At 38.0% G+C, this 16,567-nt stretch carries 12 protein-coding genes and 2 tRNA genes; 8 read left to right on the forward strand and 6 right to left on the reverse strand.

Annotated elements, in window-relative coordinates; all coding sequences use genetic code 11:
- Together BM073_RS12495 and BM073_RS12500 are read left to right on the forward strand one after the other, a co-directional pair.
- Positions 1-2,457 (forward strand): OmpA family protein, encoded by a 2,457-nt coding sequence (locus BM073_RS12495; protein WP_175557913.1) that lies wholly within the window; start codon positions 1-3, stop codon positions 2,455-2,457.
- 69 nt (positions 2,458-2,526) lie between these two features.
- A complete protein-coding gene (locus BM073_RS12500) occupies positions 2,527-3,729 on the forward strand; it encodes a BamA/TamA family outer membrane protein (RefSeq protein ID WP_091654582.1) in 1,203 nt (400 codons plus the stop codon).
- A gap of 168 nt (positions 3,730-3,897) precedes the next feature.
- Here the strand turns inward: BM073_RS12500 and BM073_RS12505 are convergent, their stop codons facing one another.
- Positions 3,898-6,432, reverse strand: coding sequence for a phosphoenolpyruvate carboxylase (locus tag BM073_RS12505; RefSeq protein WP_091654583.1), 2,535 nt, complete (start codon positions 6,430-6,432; stop codon positions 3,898-3,900).
- 161 nt (positions 6,433-6,593) lie between these two features.
- Here BM073_RS12505 and BM073_RS12510 point away from each other — a divergent pair, with 161 nt between their 5' ends.
- The gene (locus BM073_RS12510) at positions 6,594-7,727 is read left to right on the forward strand and encodes a lactonase family protein (protein ID WP_091654585.1); all 1,134 of its coding nucleotides are present in this window, start codon (positions 6,594-6,596) and stop codon (positions 7,725-7,727) included.
- On the opposite strand, the gene menC is transcribed toward BM073_RS12510, so the two are convergent.
- Positions 7,728-8,807 (reverse strand): o-succinylbenzoate synthase, encoded by a 1,080-nt coding sequence (menC, locus tag BM073_RS12515; RefSeq protein ID WP_091654586.1) that lies wholly within the window; start codon positions 8,805-8,807, stop codon positions 7,728-7,730. It abuts the gene before it with no gap.
- A 57-nt stretch (positions 8,808-8,864) separates the two neighbouring features.
- Here menC and BM073_RS12520 point away from each other — a divergent pair, with 57 nt between their 5' ends.
- Positions 8,865-10,076 (forward strand): S-adenosylmethionine:tRNA ribosyltransferase-isomerase, encoded by a 1,212-nt coding sequence (locus BM073_RS12520; RefSeq protein ID WP_317042660.1) that lies wholly within the window; start codon positions 8,865-8,867, stop codon positions 10,074-10,076.
- On the opposite strand, the gene BM073_RS12525 is transcribed toward BM073_RS12520, so the two are convergent.
- The gene (locus tag BM073_RS12525; RefSeq protein ID WP_091654590.1) at positions 10,073-10,483 is read right to left on the reverse strand and encodes a LytR/AlgR family response regulator transcription factor; all 411 of its coding nucleotides are present in this window, start codon (positions 10,481-10,483) and stop codon (positions 10,073-10,075) included. The two genes, BM073_RS12520 and BM073_RS12525, sit on opposite strands and share 4 nt — an antisense overlap.
- A 92-nt stretch (positions 10,484-10,575) precedes the next feature.
- On the opposite strand from BM073_RS12525, the gene BM073_RS12530 reads away from it, so the two are divergent.
- Positions 10,576-12,117 carry a hypothetical protein gene (locus BM073_RS12530; protein WP_091654591.1) on the forward strand — a complete coding sequence of 514 codons (1,542 nt, stop codon included), beginning with the start codon at positions 10,576-10,578 and terminating at the stop codon, positions 12,115-12,117.
- Here BM073_RS12530 and BM073_RS12535 read toward each other — a convergent pair.
- Together BM073_RS12535 and BM073_RS12540 are read right to left on the reverse strand one after the other, a co-directional pair.
- Positions 12,114-13,460 (reverse strand): hypothetical protein, encoded by a 1,347-nt coding sequence (locus tag BM073_RS12535; RefSeq protein ID WP_139217494.1) that lies wholly within the window; start codon positions 13,458-13,460, stop codon positions 12,114-12,116. The genes BM073_RS12530 and BM073_RS12535 overlap by 4 nt on opposite strands.
- Before the next feature lie 167 nt (positions 13,461-13,627).
- Positions 13,628-13,882 carry a hypothetical protein gene (locus BM073_RS12540; protein WP_091654594.1) on the reverse strand — a complete coding sequence of 85 codons (255 nt, stop codon included), beginning with the start codon at positions 13,880-13,882 and terminating at the stop codon, positions 13,628-13,630.
- 317 nt (positions 13,883-14,199) lie between these two features.
- Between BM073_RS12540 and BM073_RS12545 the strand changes: the two genes are divergently transcribed.
- Positions 14,200-14,288 (forward strand) — tRNA-Ser (locus tag BM073_RS12545).
- Between the two features lie 25 nt (positions 14,289-14,313).
- Positions 14,314-14,387, forward strand: a tRNA-Pro gene (locus BM073_RS12550).
- 60 nt (positions 14,388-14,447) lie between these two features.
- On the opposite strand, the gene BM073_RS12555 is transcribed toward BM073_RS12550, so the two are convergent.
- Positions 14,448-15,545 (reverse strand): AI-2E family transporter, encoded by a 1,098-nt coding sequence (locus tag BM073_RS12555; protein WP_091654596.1) that lies wholly within the window; start codon positions 15,543-15,545, stop codon positions 14,448-14,450.
- Positions 15,546-15,668: 123 nt separating this feature from the next.
- On the opposite strand from BM073_RS12555, the gene BM073_RS12560 reads away from it, so the two are divergent.
- Positions 15,669-16,523, forward strand: coding sequence for an alpha/beta hydrolase (locus tag BM073_RS12560; protein WP_091654598.1), 855 nt, complete (start codon positions 15,669-15,671; stop codon positions 16,521-16,523).
- Positions 16,524-16,567: the final 44 nt, after the last annotated feature.

Consider the following 16,567-nt stretch of genomic DNA (forward strand, 5'->3'; position numbering starts at 1 on the left):
ATGAAAAAGCTAAGCTTGATTTTCATTTTATCACTGATCATCAATTCTGTAAACGCCCAGCTTTACGGGTACAAATGGAGAGTTGGAGCAAGTTTTGGAACTACCAATTACATTGGGGATATCCGTCCTTTTGGACTCAATAGTCTGAGTGATGTAGGTAGACTCTATCAACGATCAACTGTCTATTCTGAAGACCTTTCTTATCAATTTTCTCTGGAATATGCACTTGGCAACTCAGTTGGAATTATGCTCACGGCAGGAAGCTATCAATTTGGCTCAAGCGATAGATATATCGAAAATGATGGCACTTTATATAGGGAAAGTAATAGGTTCGACAGGGCTTTAAATTTCAGAACGGATTTAATTGATGCCGGGCTTTCCTTTGTTTTAAAACCTGATAATAACTGGTTGCTTTCCGGTAAATCCTTCCTTGCTCCATATTTGGTTGTTGGGATGGGAGTTCAAAAATTCGATGTATATGGAGACCTTTTGGATGAAAACGGAAACAGATATAATTACAGCAATCCCAATTTAATCCCAGATGGAAGTTTTGAGACGAGATTGAGGGATGTTGAAACAGAAGTTCCAGGAGGTTATAAAAAAGCTACTCTTTATGCTCATTTGGGCATGGGAATCAGATTCCGGATTACCAAAGGAATTGAACTTTTCGCACAATCAGATTTTAAAAGGGCGGCAACTGATTATTTGGACGATGTGTCTGGAAGATATAGAAATCGATATGACAACTCTTTTCAGCATTATGCAGCATTGCCAGGGACTAATACCCCAACACCGGATAAGCCCTATCGAGGAGACGTAAATTCGCAGGCAGACTGGTATATCTATCATGGGATGGGCATTAAGTTCAGCTTAGGAGCAAACAAGGAAAGTTTCAATCCTCCTACCGTATCCCAGCGCTATACCTACACCCCTAAAGTTTTGAGCGAAAAAACTGAAGCAACTGCTGACTCAATTCAAAAAACTGAAGAACCAAAAGTTAATCTAGCACCCACTGTTACAAATAATTATTTTACGATTGTACAATTACCAGGATTAGAAAAATCAGCACCGATCATTGATACGGTAAGACTGGATTCTATTCAAAAAGCCAATATTGATAGGAAAATTGATTCATTGAAAAATACCAGAGCGCTGGTACAAGCAAACAAGGATTCGATTCAAAATAGGCTTTCAGAACTCAGTGAGAAGATTAATGAGTTGCAAATTGACAGTCTCAGTTCAAAGGATTCTATACAGATATTGATCAATCAGTTTGAGAATCAAACTTTGGATTATCAAAAGGAGATTAGCAGAATTGACTCTTTGGATAAGGTTTTGGTTATCAAGGGAGATTCGCTATTGGGAGCGAAAAACACACTAATCATCTCTAAAGTTGATACGGCCCAATTCATTGAAAAAATCTTGCTTTATCCAGGGAAAGTCAATAAAATCATTTACTCTCCTAAAGGATTTAGCGAGTTCGAGCTGGACTCTCTTTCAAATTCACAAATGAGAATCAGCAATCAGCAAATTCCGGATACAGTGAAGAGTACAGAGGTGCTGATTCCGGAAATTGAGAAATCAAAAACTGACGCCAAACCAGTCGAAAATGCTCAATGGATAAGCCGAGAAGATTTTGAAAAAGAAATTTTAAAATACAGGGAAGAAATGCTTAAGGCGCAGGCGATTAGAGACTCCGCAATGCTCAAGGCTTTTTCTTCCAGACTATCAAGCTTCCAAGCTCAAAATAGTAATCAAGAAGAAAGAACGACACCTCAACAGATAGTAGTTAATCCTCAATCTAATAATACGAATACGTCCGAAGAATTAGAAAGGTTGAGAAGTAGACAAGAAATACTAGAGAGGAGAAATCGGGAACTCTTAAGAGATGCAGCAATCATCGGTGGCACGGCTGCAACAACTTCTGCTTTAAAGAAAAATAAAACAGACGAAAGTCAAATACTATATATACAGGATAGCACCCTTTTGGATAGAATTACTCAAGATGCTATTCTGATAGATAGCCTTCGAAAAGAGGCCTCAAAAGAAAAAGTGAGGATAGACACCGTGGAAGTTGAGAAAGTGGTTGAAAATACTAAGCCTGTCCTTCTGGAGGAAAGTAAACTTGAAGTCTATTTTGGAATCAATCAATCAGAGTTGAGTGAAGAAGAAAAAGCAAAGTTGCTTCGGTTGAAAGAGATCTTGGAAACAAATCCCCAATTAGGCTTGGAGCTAATTGGTTTTGCTGATAATACGGGAAGCGTCTCCTACAACCTCAGATTGGTAGAGAAGCGGGTGAATTCCGTCGAAAAACAACTAATAGACCTAGGAATAGATCAGAAGAAAATTTTCAAAGATTCTGGAGGTTTAATTTTACGCGGAGCCTCCAAAGGTTCAGTTGACAAGGACAGAAAAGTAGAAATCCGTCTAACCTCTCTTCCTGCCGGGAAAGACTAAATTTCAAATGCTTTTTAAGTATTCTTTCCATTTTTAACAGGAGAATAAGAATCCTGCTAAATTTAAAGAATGAAGAAAGCATTTCTTGCCAGCATTGTCTTGCTCTTAGGCGGTATTGCCTTTGGACAAGAAAGTAAAGTCTATGAATCGAATAAAGTTCAGGATTTTAAACTTGTACCCTTACCAGCCATAGCTTATAATCCTGCCAATGGTTGGATGTTTGGGCTAGCTCCTTCTGCTACTTGGTATATGGGAAATCCCACTACTACCAAAATGTCCAATTTCGTAGGGAACCTACTATACACAACTAAAAAACAGTGGATTTTTAGCTCTAGAAGTAATATTTTCTTAGATGAAAACAGCTTGATCTTAGTGGGAGACTGGAGATATTTTGTCACTTCCCAACCAACCTATGGTCTAGGCAGTTCTACCCCGAATGACCCCTCCCCTAACCCCAATCAAAACTCAAGCTTTTGGGGTGCACAACAAATGGATTTTAGACTGATTCGTTTTTATGAAACTATTTTAAAACGAATCTCTGACAGCAATTTTTACTTGGGATTAGGTTATCATCTGGATATACATTCGAAGATTGATAATTTTTTCTTGAATGAAGATTCAATTGAGCCTATTTTGGATTTTGCTCATAATCAATACAATGAGTCATTAGGCTTTGATACAGATAGATATGCATTATCCGGAATTACCTTAAATGCAGTTTATGAAAATCGAGATAGGGCGGTTGCTCCTTATGAGAAAAACTTTGCCTTGCTTTCTTATAAAATCAACCCTTCATTTTTAGGGTCTGACCAATCTTCCTCCACACTATTGTTGGATTACAGGCATTATATCAACCTCAATGAACAAAGAAAAAGGCATTTAGTCGCCTTTTGGGCATATGGTAACTTTCTAGTCTCTGGAAATTTACCTTATATGAACTTACCTTCCCTTGGTTGGGATATGTTTGGCAGAACGGGAAGAGGCTATGCACAAGGAAGGTTCAGAGGGGAAAACATGGTTTATTCAGAAGTAAAGTATCGGTTTCCACTACAAAGGTTCAAAGAAACCTTTGGAGGAACTTTGTTCGTGAATGCCAACTCCTTCAGCAGCAAATACAATTCTGAAAAACTATTTGAGCAAGTCAACCCAGGTTATGGCTTAGGATTGAGAGTCATGATAAATAAAGAAAACAGAACCATTATTTCTGCAGATTATGGCTTTGGAAGAAGCGGTAACTCAGGTTTTTATCTTAACATCAACGAGTCCTTTTGATTTCGCTTAGTTCTAAAAATAATTAGGCTATCTCAAAGTTGATGCATGTCCCAATGAGCGGTCAGTTAAAGGTCTCCAATGAATTTTCTAGTATCCATTAGCCTTTGACTCCACTCAGGCTGACAAAACAACGCCATTAAGATAGCCCCTTAATTAATGCTCATAGTATCATGCAGCATTTCTGGCTGCATTGATAATCCCGAACATACTTCTTAAAATTAATCGCTGTAGCACCTCATTGCTCTTCCCATCTTCCAGCATACTCTGAATAGCGTATTGTTGTATGGTAATGAGTGGCAAAACAATCCTTTCCCGAATGGCAATTGAGGTTTTAATCACTTTATTATCCCCCATCAACTCCTCCATTTGAGAAACTTTTTTAAGTTTTTCTACAGATCGCTCATATTCTTGGAACATGAGTTTCCAAAACTCCCCATACTCTTCGTTATTTTTTAGGTAGGAAGTTGCTGGGTAGAAACACTTATTCAAAGACTGCATGGAGTTACCAAGAAGTGTCCTAAAGAATAAACTGTTTTGATACAATTCCTTTAATTCATCTACCCGGTTTTCCTTTTCCATCTCTGCAATAGCCGCACCTACTCCGTAATAGCCAGGGATATTTTGCTTCATTTGAGCCCAAGAACCAACAAATGGAATCGCTCTTAAATCCTCAAACTTCAAGCCTTCGCCCTTTCCTCTTTTCAAGGGACGGCTGCCAATATTCGTCATTCCAAAGTACTTAAGTGGAGTTACATGCTCTAAATATGGGACAAACTTGGGATGATTCTTAAAGGCCTTGTACGATTCATAACCTCTATTAGCCAACTCTTCAATCAAAGCCCGCTGATCTTCAGTAAGGTTTCTTTCAGAGTCAGAATAAAGATGGTTTTCAAGACCCGCACTTAGCAGCTGTTCAAAATTATAGGTACAAGAAGCCTGCTTTCCATAGTTTGCCGAAATAGTCTGGCCCTGTATAGTGACCTGTATTTCAGTATTTTCAACGCGCTCTCCCAGTGATGCATAGAAATTATGCATATTCCCTCCACCTCTTGCAGGAGGCCCACCTCTACCGTCGAAAAAGACTACCTCGATTCCATTTTCACGGGAAACCCGAGTCATTTCCTCTTTTGCTCTTAATATTGACCAGTTCGCCTTCAAATATCCTCCATCTTTGGTTCCATCTGAAAAGCCCAACATGATGGTTTGTTTATTCCCTCTACTGGCTAAATGCTTTTGATAAGCAGGCAAGCGATATAGGTAGGTCATTATCTCAGGTGCCTCAGCCAAATCGTCTATTGTTTCAAAAAGCGGAACGACATCCAAAGGAAGATTCTCTTTTCCTTTACCTAATGTCAGTTTAGCTAATTGGAATACTTCTAAAAGATGTTTGGCAGATTGACAGTTGGAAATAATATAGCGATGCAAAACATCCTCCCCATTGGATTCATGGATTTTTTCAATTGTTCCAAAGGACTTCAGCATTTCCTGATGAAACTCATCCTGAATTCTTTCAATCTCAGGAAGGGAGTCTACTGCCAATAATTGCTGGATTTGCTCCTCCTCAGTCCCTTTCCATTCTACACCTTTTACTTCAAAAATCTCTTCCCAAAGCGCATCATGTTTTCGACTATCCTGACGCATATCCATGTAGGCAAAATGGAACCCGAAAATTCTGACTTTCAGAATAAATTCATCCAAGAGTTCCAAGAATAAGCCGTCATGATATTCAATCAAAGCTTCCCTTGCATTCAAAAGATCCGCTAATAATTCTTCTTTATTGGAGTAAACAGGTTGATCTTCAAAAAGCGTAGAATAAATCCCTTTTTCAACTTTAAGAATTACATTTTCTACGTGTTTGAAAGTAAGTCTTCTCCTCAACTTTCTTACATCCCGGTAGTAACAGCGTAAAATCCATTTTTTCAATCTTTCCGCTACCTGCATAGTGGTTTCATGAGTCACAAATGGATTTCCATCTCTATCTCCTCCCGGCCAAAAACCTACTTTCAGCAAACCTGGATTCTCCCAATCATGCAGCGGAATATTTAAGCGATTGAGCATTCTGATCATGATATCGGAGATACTTTGATAGAATACATTCTCCAAAAACCAAATCAAGCTGACAGCTTCCTCGTAAGGACTTGGCTTTTCTCTATTTATAAAACCTGTCTTTCCCAACTGCTGAAGCAATTGATTAATTCTCCCGATATCATCCTGCCGGATCGCATTTTCCAAGTCGGTGATAATTCCCAGCACATTTCCGGGATAGAATTGAGTCGGGTGAGCGGTTAAGGTTAATCTAACCGAGAAAGTCTTCAGTTTTTCAATTAATGCCTCTTTCTTATGGTCACTCTCTGCTCTATTGATAAGAGCTTTGATAGAGCCTTTACCACCCAAATCATTGATTTTTTCATATGCAGCATCTTCAATGGAGTCAAAAAGCACCACCTGTCTCTCCACATATTGAATCATTTGAAATAGCAGATCTGTTCTTTCCTTCTCAGAATTGGAAGGCATCATTTCTTCAAAAAAGCCTTCAATAATCTCTCGCGGAGTCTTCTCCGACTCAAATCCCTTTTGGCAGGCAGTTCCCAAAAGTGGCAACATGGTACCTGTTCTGAAAATATGATCGAAAGGAAGATCTAAAAAAAGTGAGTTATAAATTGTGAAGCGTTTTGCAACTTCGGTATCGTAGGTTTTATACATTAAGTAAAGAGGTTTAAAGCATTCTAAATTAATAAATTTCTTGTTTTTTACCGAGCAAATTGCCATTTCATTAAATAAATCATTCAATCATTTCTTTTTTTTCATTGATGACTAATGGAAAAACAATTCTTTGTAGCTTAACCTATTGATTTATCATCCTCATGAAAAACCTTCTGATCATATCATTGATAATTGCCTTGTATGCCTGTAAACAAAAGGAATCCGATATGGAAAAATCCCAAGAACTATTAAGTTATAAATTTTTAGTCGGAACTTACACAGATTCCGAGGAACAGGGAATTGATCTTTTAACTTTTTTTCCCGAAAAGGATTCTTTAAGCCTTGAAACCATTGCCAAAGGAATCTCCAATCCCTCTTTTGTCCTGACAGGAAAAAACCAAGAATTCCTATACACAGTATCTGAAAATGCGGGTGAAAATGGCGGTCAAATCTTGAGTTTTGAACTCAAAGATTCAAGAACGGCATTACAGATTTTAGATTCAGCTTTTACCGCTGGAGACCATCCTTGTCATATTGCAATTTCACCTGATGAAAAATACATCCTTGTCAGCAATTACTCTGGGGGTAATCTGGCTGTTTTCAAAGTAACTAATGGAAATTTGGAACGGGTGCAGGTTATACAGCATCAAGGATCAAGTCTCAATAAATCTAGACAGGAATCAGCACATGTCCATAGCGCAACATTCGATCCGACCGGTGAATATGTATGGGTTGCTGATTTAGGATCTGATGAATTATATCGCTACAAATTTGAAAGTGGCCTTGAAAATCCACTTTCCTTTGAGGAGAAAATCCCCATGACCTCTGGAGATGGACCAAGGCATTTGGCATTTTCGAAGGATGGAAAAGAACTTTTTGTGGTGCAGGAACTGACTTCCATTTTAGAAGTTTTCAGCTATGGGAATGGTCAAATGAAAAGTAAACAAAGACTCCCTCTTTTTTCCGAAGAATTCAAGGGTGCTTTAGGAGCGGCTGAAGTTAGGGTTTCGCCTGATGGCCGACATGTTTATGCTTCAAATAGGGGTGATTCGAACAGTATTTCGGCTTTTAGAAAAAATGAATCTGGGAACTATGAATTGATCCAGCACTACTCTTCCGGAGGAAAAATGCCTAGAAATTTCAATCTTACTTCCGATGGAAAATATCTTTTAGCTGCTCATCAGGAAAGTCATGAAATTGTAGTCTTTGAAAGAAATGCTGAAACAGGTGAATTGGCAAATACCGGAATAAGCATCCAAGGTCATAAACCTGTTTATTTACATCCCATTCAATGATTATTTAGGTTCCTCCCAAGGAATAACTGAATTATAGTGAATTTCTCCATTTTGAATTTGTAGAGGGGATTCAAGATTATTATGGTATAATTTCCCTGTTCCAAGGCCTTGATGAATAGAAGGTTGATATTGAGAAGCTAACTGAGCGATAGCGTTCAAACCAATATTACTTTCCAAGGCAGAGGTCATCCACCAACCTATTCCCCTTTCTTCTGCCTTTGCTATCCACTTTCTGCTCTCCAAAAATCCCCCTAGTAATGTGGGCTTGAGAATAATATGTTGAGGCCTGATAGTATCCAACAACAAATCCTTCTCTTTTACTCCAATCAACTCTTCATCCAAAGCAATTGGCAAAGGAGTCGACTTACATAGTAATCTCATGGTATCCCATTGACCGGCTTTGATGGGTTGCTCTATGCTGTGAATTCCAAGGTCTGCTAATTTCGCCAGTTTACTATGCGCTTCTTCAGGAGAAAAAGCTCCATTAGCATCCACTCTCAAAATCATCTGCTCAGGACTGAATTGCTTTCTGATAAATTCCAGCAATTCACATTCTTGCTTAAAATCAATGGCACCGATTTTCATTTTAATACAGGAAAATCCTGATTCCAGCTTTTCCTGAATTTGTTGCATCATGAATTCTCGATCACCCATCCAGATCAACCCGTTTATTGGAATAGCTTTCTGCTCTTCAAAAAACAGATTGGAAAAAAACTTTTTCTGTCCTCCATTGACAAAATCCAGCACAGCCATTTCAATAGCAAATCGGATAGAGGGAAAATCAAAGGACACATTTTTTTTAACAGTATCTAAGATTTCATCTTCCTCCAGCGACCACTCCACTTTCTCTAGTTTTTCAAGCGTATTCTTTAAAACTTCCTCAAAATCCTGACGATCATCAATGCTCAATTTTACCAATGGAGCAGCTTCACCCCATCCAATTTGATTAGGACTCTCCTCATTGTAAGCCTTGATCCACCAAATATTCCGAGTCTTTAATACACCACGGGAAGTCCCCGCTTCAAAGCGAAACTGGAGAGTTCTGGGAATCAATTGAAATTTCAGAGATAGCTGTGACATAAGACAGGCAGGGCTAAAAGATTAAAGAGACTATATTTGCGCTTTGAAATGAAACGCATGAAAGAGCCTCAGATTAACTTAAGAGACTACGAATATACACTTCCAGAAGATCGAATCGCCAAATACCCTTTAGAAAAAAGGGATGATTCAAAGTTGCTTCATTATAAAGCTGGAAATATTACACACCATCGTTTTTATAATCTTCCCGATCTCCTGGAAGAAGGAATGTTGCTTATTTACAACGATACCAAAGTCATTCCTGCGCGATTAATTTTCCAAAGGGAAACTGGAGCCAAAATCGAAATTTTCTTATTAGCGCCAGTATCTCCGAGCACAGTTATACCAGAAATCATGCTTGCCAAACATCCGGTATCTTGGGAAACCATGATAGGAAATGCCAAGAAATGGAAGGATGGGGAAATCCTGAAAGGGCGAGTTCAACATTTGGGAAAAGAAATCATCTTAGAAGCTAAGCTTCTGGATAGAGAAAGGAAATTGGTAGAGTTTTCCTGGTCTCCATTCGATGTTGCATTTGTGGATATCGTAGAGTCTAGTGGAGAGGTTCCTTTACCTCCCTATCTCAATAGAAAAGCCGAAGAAGAAGATAAATCTAGATATCAGACTGTTTACTCCAAAAAAGAAGGTGCTGTTGCAGCCCCAACTGCAGGACTTCATTTTACCGAAGAGGTTTTTTTAGCAATCAGAAAAAAGGGGGTGAAAGAATCAGAAGTCACCCTTCATGTCTCTGCAGGCACGTTTCAACCAATTAAAGTTGACAAGGTGCAAGAACACCCCATGCACAGCGAACAAATTCATTTGCAAAGATCTGTGATTGAAAAATGTTTGGAACAAGAAGGTAAAACTGTCGCTGTGGGAACAACCTCAGTTAGAAGTTTGGAAAGCCTCTATTGGTATGGAGTGAAACTGATAGAAAATAAAGGAGAAGAGTTTTTTGTGGAAAAATTATTTCCCTACGAAATAAGAGAGGTGTTGCCTTCCAAAAAAGAGGCATTGCAAGCTGTTTTGGATTTAATGGATTCAACTGGGCAAACCGAAGTCATGGGAAGCACAGAAATATTCATTTTCCCAGGTTATCAATTTCAAATGATTGAAGGGTTGATTACTAATTTCCACCAGCCCGGAACAACTCTTGTTCTTTTGATAGCGGCCATGATTGGGAATGATTGGAAATCTGTATACCAAGAAGCCTTAGAAAAAGATTATAGGTTCCTCAGTTATGGAGACAGTAGCTTGCTTTGGTTTGATTAATCCGAACCCAATTTCTTTATTCCGTCGATAAGGTTTTGATAATAAGATCTACCAACCGGTACTAGATCCTCTCCTACCTTTACTTCTCTCGGATTAATTGAAATTATTTCATCCAAGCGTACTATATAACTTTTGTGGATTCTCATAAATTCTTTCTGGGGAAGCGCTTCTTCAAAATCCTTTAGAATATTCCTCACAGAAATCACAAAATCTCTTGCTACCAAGGTGGTGTAATTTCCATCCCCCTTCAGCCAAAGAACGTCTTGAAACTTTACTTTAACCAAAGATCCATCATGACGAACAAATATGGCATCTCGGATTAAAAGGTTTGATTCTTTCTCCAAAGAAGCATCATGTTTGCTTGTTCCATTACCGTTCTTCTTAATACCTTCTAATAGCTCTTTCATATCCTTTCGATTTACACTTGCAACTTCCTGTGAGAGAGGATTGTTTTGATTTTGTAAATTAAGGACTTAAATCAGCATATATTTTTGACCAAATGTCTCAATCAATCAGATTTTCAACTTTTTATCCAGCTATTTTCTCACTGATTTTCTTGAACTTTTCCTGTACGGATCCTGAAAATCCAGTCATTGATGATAATTCAGGAGGAAGTGCCAACAGTACAGTTACTATTTCATCTATTTTGCTAGAAAATGTATCAGGTTCCCCGGCCAATAGGTTTCAGGAGGAGTTGGAAATATCTTTTGAAAGTACTGATGACGGAAAAAAATACTCCTTAAAAATTCCAGCTAATCAAAACCCAATCAATAAAACCATTGAATTAGCCACAGGTAACTATACTTATACATATCTCAGTTCATCAAGAAATGAAACTTCCTCTGTTGCCGAGATATCCATAAAAGGCAGTTTCAAAGCCGATAAAGTCAATCAGGAGCTAGTGCTTAAAGGAAATAGACTCAATAAAAGGATTAGAGTTGCATCCAATCAACCGATACTAGCTCCCTCCATATTGTTGGAAAATGCAAAACCTTTATTCGAAGCCTCTCCCAACAACTTTTATATCTACCATAATTTAAATGGAAGGCTAGAAATAAAAATTCCAATCGGAAATACCGGAAAGTTTATCACGCAGTTCGATTCCAATGCAGAATCTAACCTAGAATCAGCCTATAGAATTGAATTCAATGCAGGGAACTCCAGTTACCAAGAGGGTCAGATCAAAATCAACAGCCAAAATCAAGTGATTTCTCTAAGTCCTTCTACAATTAATACTCTGGAAACCTCCCAAAATGAAACCTCAGGATTGGCATATATCAATGGAAAATTGTTTTCGATAAATGATGGAGAAAACCCCAATCAAATCCATGAACTCAATCCTTCCACTGGGGAGGTTTTGAGAAATATTACAGTGACGAATGCCAGCAACATCGATTGGGAAGATTTGGCCCAAAGCGAAACGCACCTATATATTGGCGATTTTGGAAATAATTTGGGGAAGCGAAGAGACCTGGTCATTTACAGAGTTTCGATTGCTGAGCTACTCAATCAGGATAATTTGACAGCCGAGCAGATTAAGTTCTCCTATCCTAATCAAACTGACTTTAGCGGTTCTTCCGAAAACCATAGATTTGATTGCGAAGCCATGATTTTTTACCAGAATAAGCTTCATTTATTTTCAAAAAACAGAGGATTTAATGATTCCGACCATTATGTACTTCCTGCTATTCCCGGTGATTTTGAGGCGGAGCTGGTAGAAACAATCTCCTTAAATGCACTGGTAACCGGAGCCGATATTAATCGCCAGACGGGAGCTATTTCTTTGATTGGCTTTAGAGTTTTGGGTGCAAATCCTTTGGAACAAGCTATTTGGATCAGCGAAGGCATAAGAGAAGATCAAAAGTTGAGCAACTTCTATCCCGAAATAAAAATTGGATATATTCCGATTAGGGGATTTCCTGAGGGAATAGTCTATCAGGAATCAGGTCATTTGTTGATTAGCTCAGAAAGATTTGTCTTGGAAGGCGTTTACAATATCCCTGCGACATTGGCGATAATTGGCCTTGAAGGGTCTCATTAATCTAATTGAGACATTTTCTTTGCATTATTTCGAATTACTTCATCCAGTTCTTGTGCGAGTGGCTTGAGGTAGGAAATATATTTTTGATTCTCCTCATCAAGCTTTCTGTAATCAATCAAATCCAATAAGCCAAGCATGGAGGAAAGCGGAGATCTCAAAATATGCGAAGGACGTATGGCCAATTCTCTTAAAGTCTGGATTTCTTTTTCCTGCAAATTAATTCTGTTGTACAAAACACTTTGATCAATTCCTTGAATCATTACCCAGCGCTTTTTGCCTTCCGAATAAATGACTTTAGTATGAAATGACCAATATTCTGAACCACCAGTTTTATTGGTGATTTTCACAGCTAATTTCTTCTCTTGACCTTCAAAAGCCTGAGATATTATTTCCATCAGTCTTTTAGACTTATCTCCTGCAAACTCGGTATTAAAACCTGCCTTAGCAGGAGAATTGCTGGAATTCCACTGTTGAATCAAAGATGAGGCAAGGCTATTTTGCTGGGCAATCGAAAAATTTCTCTCCAAAATCCAGACCGGCCCAGAAATTAAGTCCAATTGCTCATTGGCAAAAGGTTTTGCATTATTTGCATAGAACTCATCTTTTGGCGCAGGTCTCATAAACAATAGAAATCCTTTGGAATGTTTTAATAGATTAATGGAATAAGAAGAATAAGCTGAAGCTCCGTTGGCCCTCGCTTTAAATTGTATTACTCCGTCTGTAGAGATGATCTTTTCCAACTCTAAACGGTCAAAAGAATTCAATTCAATTAACCCAGAATCCAGCAAGCTTTTCCCTGTTAAAGCTGCCCCCCCGCTAGCAATCCATTCTTCTACTAAGGGTTCCGCGGAAATAAAAACCAGATTTTCATCTAGTTCAGCCTTTCCATAATTGAGAAGATCTATAAGATGATTCCATGGAAGTTTTCGTTCAAGGAAGTTTAAATCGACACCAATTCCAATAAATCCCAGAGGATCCATTTCAGAGTTGATCACCATAGAAAACTCCCACCATGATTGTGTACATTCCTGATCATTGAATTGGAGCAAAACCGGATATTTCTCTTTGGGCTTAAGCATCAATTTATCGATCAAATCCTCCAGATCTTGTGTTGATCGGTGATCCAGGTGATCAAAAATAGAAGATGAATCAGTAATGCTGCCTATAGCTTTAAAAAGCGCATTTGAATCTTCAACATTTCCCTCTATGTCTAAAAAGACCAGATAGAAATGCTCTGAGGCCTGAAAGAATTCAGGAATAAGCTTGTCGATATGTTCAATGCTAATCAATTTGGGTGTAAAACTTGGGGTGATAATCCAATAAGTACTCTTCGAATATTGCAAAAAAATTTTATTAAAAAAAAGACTCCATTGATAGAACAAAATTCTATAAACCAGGCATTTACGGGATAAAATTTGTTTGGATAATATAAAAAGTAAGACCTAAAACAAAAAATGCTTTTTGTCACCAAAAAGCACTTGAATTTTTTTTTGAAATTTTCTAAAAAAAATTACATCCAGTTTGATTCTAATTGCGAAAAACTAGTGTAATCAATCTCCTTGATCAATAAAATCAATGAATCAGTGAACTCCTGTTTACTGATTCTCACAGTAAAAGGGTAGGTATGGGAATCGGAGGATTTTACTTTTACAGACCCGAAAAGACGAGAGAGTTCAAATCGAGAATCAGAGTGAATTGCCACAAGGGCAGAATCAAATTCACAATTCTCAATCAAAAAAGAGGCATTTGTCGTTTGAATAATCATGATCTAAAAATTTATCTTAAAAATACCAATTAAAGAGATCCTGCAAATACCTTGACCTAAAAATTTCAAGAAAAATAAAAAAAACGCTTAAATATTTGAATTGATAGTCAGGGGATTAAAAAAATTAGCTTTCAATCTTCAGATGCTTCGGCAGATTCCTTGCTTAAATCTTTTCATTTGGTTTATATTTGCATCGCCTAAAGGAAATGGTTAGCCGTTAGGTGAAGGTTTATATGAAATCTTTATAATTGAATTTGGGATAATAAATGATACTCTTTTGTTAGAGAGAAGAAAGAATTCCAAATCATAAAAATATTAGAGAGTTGGGTGAGTGGCTTAAACCAGCAGTTTGCTAAACTGTCGTACGGGTCAAACCGTACCGGGGGTTCGAATCCCCCACTCTCTGCTGAAATTCTTAAGAGAATTAGTTTCGGGGTGTAGCGTAGCCCGGTATCGCGCCACATTTGGGATGTGGAGGTCGTAGGTTCGAATCCTGCCACCCCGACTACTTTACTCTCTTTAAAAACAAAAGGATTAATTTTTCAACTGATAGAACACAAGTTTATTAATCAGTTCCAATTTTATTTTTTTCAAAAAGACTCTTCCAAAATTTCTTCTTTAGTAGCTGATTCTGCTCAGGTACCATCGTTTCATCACTCAATAAAAACCCGAAAGGTTCTAAACCTTCAGAGTTTTCAAAGGTGATTTTCAATACTCCTACCAAAGGAATAAACAAAATCATTCCTGATATTCCCCACAACCAACCTCCCAGAAGTATTGCCAAAATTACTGCAAGGGCATTTACTTTGACTTGAGATCCTACTACCAAAGGAGTAATCACATTATTTTCAAAAAGCTGAATGGCCCATAGCACTCCGAACGTCAAAAAAGGATATAGTAAATTATCTGTGGTCAAAAAGACATAAAGGATCGCAAAAAAGGAAGATATGAATACTCCAACATATGGGATGAGGTTCATAATCGCAATGAAGGCTGCAAATAACAAGAAGTATTTCACTCCTATGATATAGAAGAAAATCCCAGCCAACACTGCTACAATTAAAGTAACCTTGACCATTCCGGTAAGGTAGGATTGAATAACCTTTCCCGACTCCATTACCCATTTCAATACTTTGTCTTTATGCTGTGAAGAAAATCGAATTAAAAAATTCAAGAAGAAATCCTCGTAATAGAGTAAAAGAAAAATATAGAGCGGGATGATTCCGGCAAGTGTAAGTGACTTCCCAGTATTAAACAGAGTAGTGTTGAAATTTTCTGGAGTCAAAAAAGACCATACTTCTGGCCTATTGCCAGGATCAAGTATTTCGTTTCCCAGAATTACATTAAGCTCATCTAGGTAAAGACTCATTTTATTCTGTAGATTTTGTCCTATTTCAGGAATATCCCGAATCAAGCCCACCATCTGATTGAGCAATACGTAAAAAATACCGGTTACAATCACAGCAACCATCAAAATACTAATGATAATGGCTATGCTTCTGGGGAATTTTTTCTTTTCAAACCAACTGGAGATCGGGTGTAAAGAAAAAGCAAAAAACACACCCCATACAAGTGGAACCAAAATGAAAGAGCCTTCTCTTAAGATGATCGACCCAAAAACAATGATCACCAAAAAAAGAGCTGTCCGTTGAAGTACTATCATCAGGCGAAATATTTAATATAGGAATATACAAATTCCAGCCGAATAGAATTTTGTCCTTCGACAAAATATACCTTCTGATAAACTCTAGTTATGCGTATTTTCAATAAAAATTAGATCTACAGCATGAAAAAACTTCTTCTCATTTTCCTCCTTCTTCCGACTCTTGCTTTTTCGCAGACACAAGTAGAAACATTTGAGGTTTATAGCCCTTCTATGAAAAAAACATTGAAGGCTGCGATTACACTTCCTGAAAATTACTCAAACTCTGACAGCAGACTCCCAGTCCTTTATCTTCTCCATGGCGGCAGTGGCGCTTATTCGGACTGGCATGAAAAAGTAACCGAGGAAAAGCTTGTCAATAAAATGGCAGATCAATACCAAGTAATCATAGTAACTCCAGGTGTGGGACCAGCCAGCTATTATTATGATAGTCCCAAAATGGATTCAGTGAAATATGAAACATACCTTATCAAAGAATTGGTCCCCTTCATAGATTCTAATTATAGGACCTTGGCAAAAAAAGAGTCGCGAGCTATAACCGGACTTTCCATGGGAGGACATGGGGCGATATTGCTTTCTGCCAAATATCCTGAATTATTTATAGCAGCAGGGAGTATGAGTGGGGTAATGAATATTGATACTAGGATGTGGAAAGTACCGGATGATTTCAGGAATTTAAGAGCTGAAGGGCAAAAACAAATGCTTGGTCAGGAATTAAACTATGAAGCACCAAACTTCAATCCCTACACTGCCGTAGGATGGGTGAAACAAATGAAGGAAAATGGCTTGGCCCTAATTATTGATTGCGGAGTGGATGATTTTCTGATCGATACCAACAGACAAATGCATGCTCTATTACTCGAAAACGGTACTCCACATGAGTATATCGAAAGACCGGGTGCTCACACTTGGAAGTACTGGACAGAAGCGCTCCCGGTTCATATGCTCTTTTTCGATAAATACCTGATCAGAAAATAGATAGACAACACTAGATCCTGAAATGGTAAAAACACCTTAGAATT

The sequence above is a fragment of the Algoriphagus ornithinivorans genome (assembly GCF_900115305.1).
Taxonomy (GTDB): Bacteria; Bacteroidota; Bacteroidia; order Cytophagales; family Cyclobacteriaceae; genus Algoriphagus; species Algoriphagus ornithinivorans.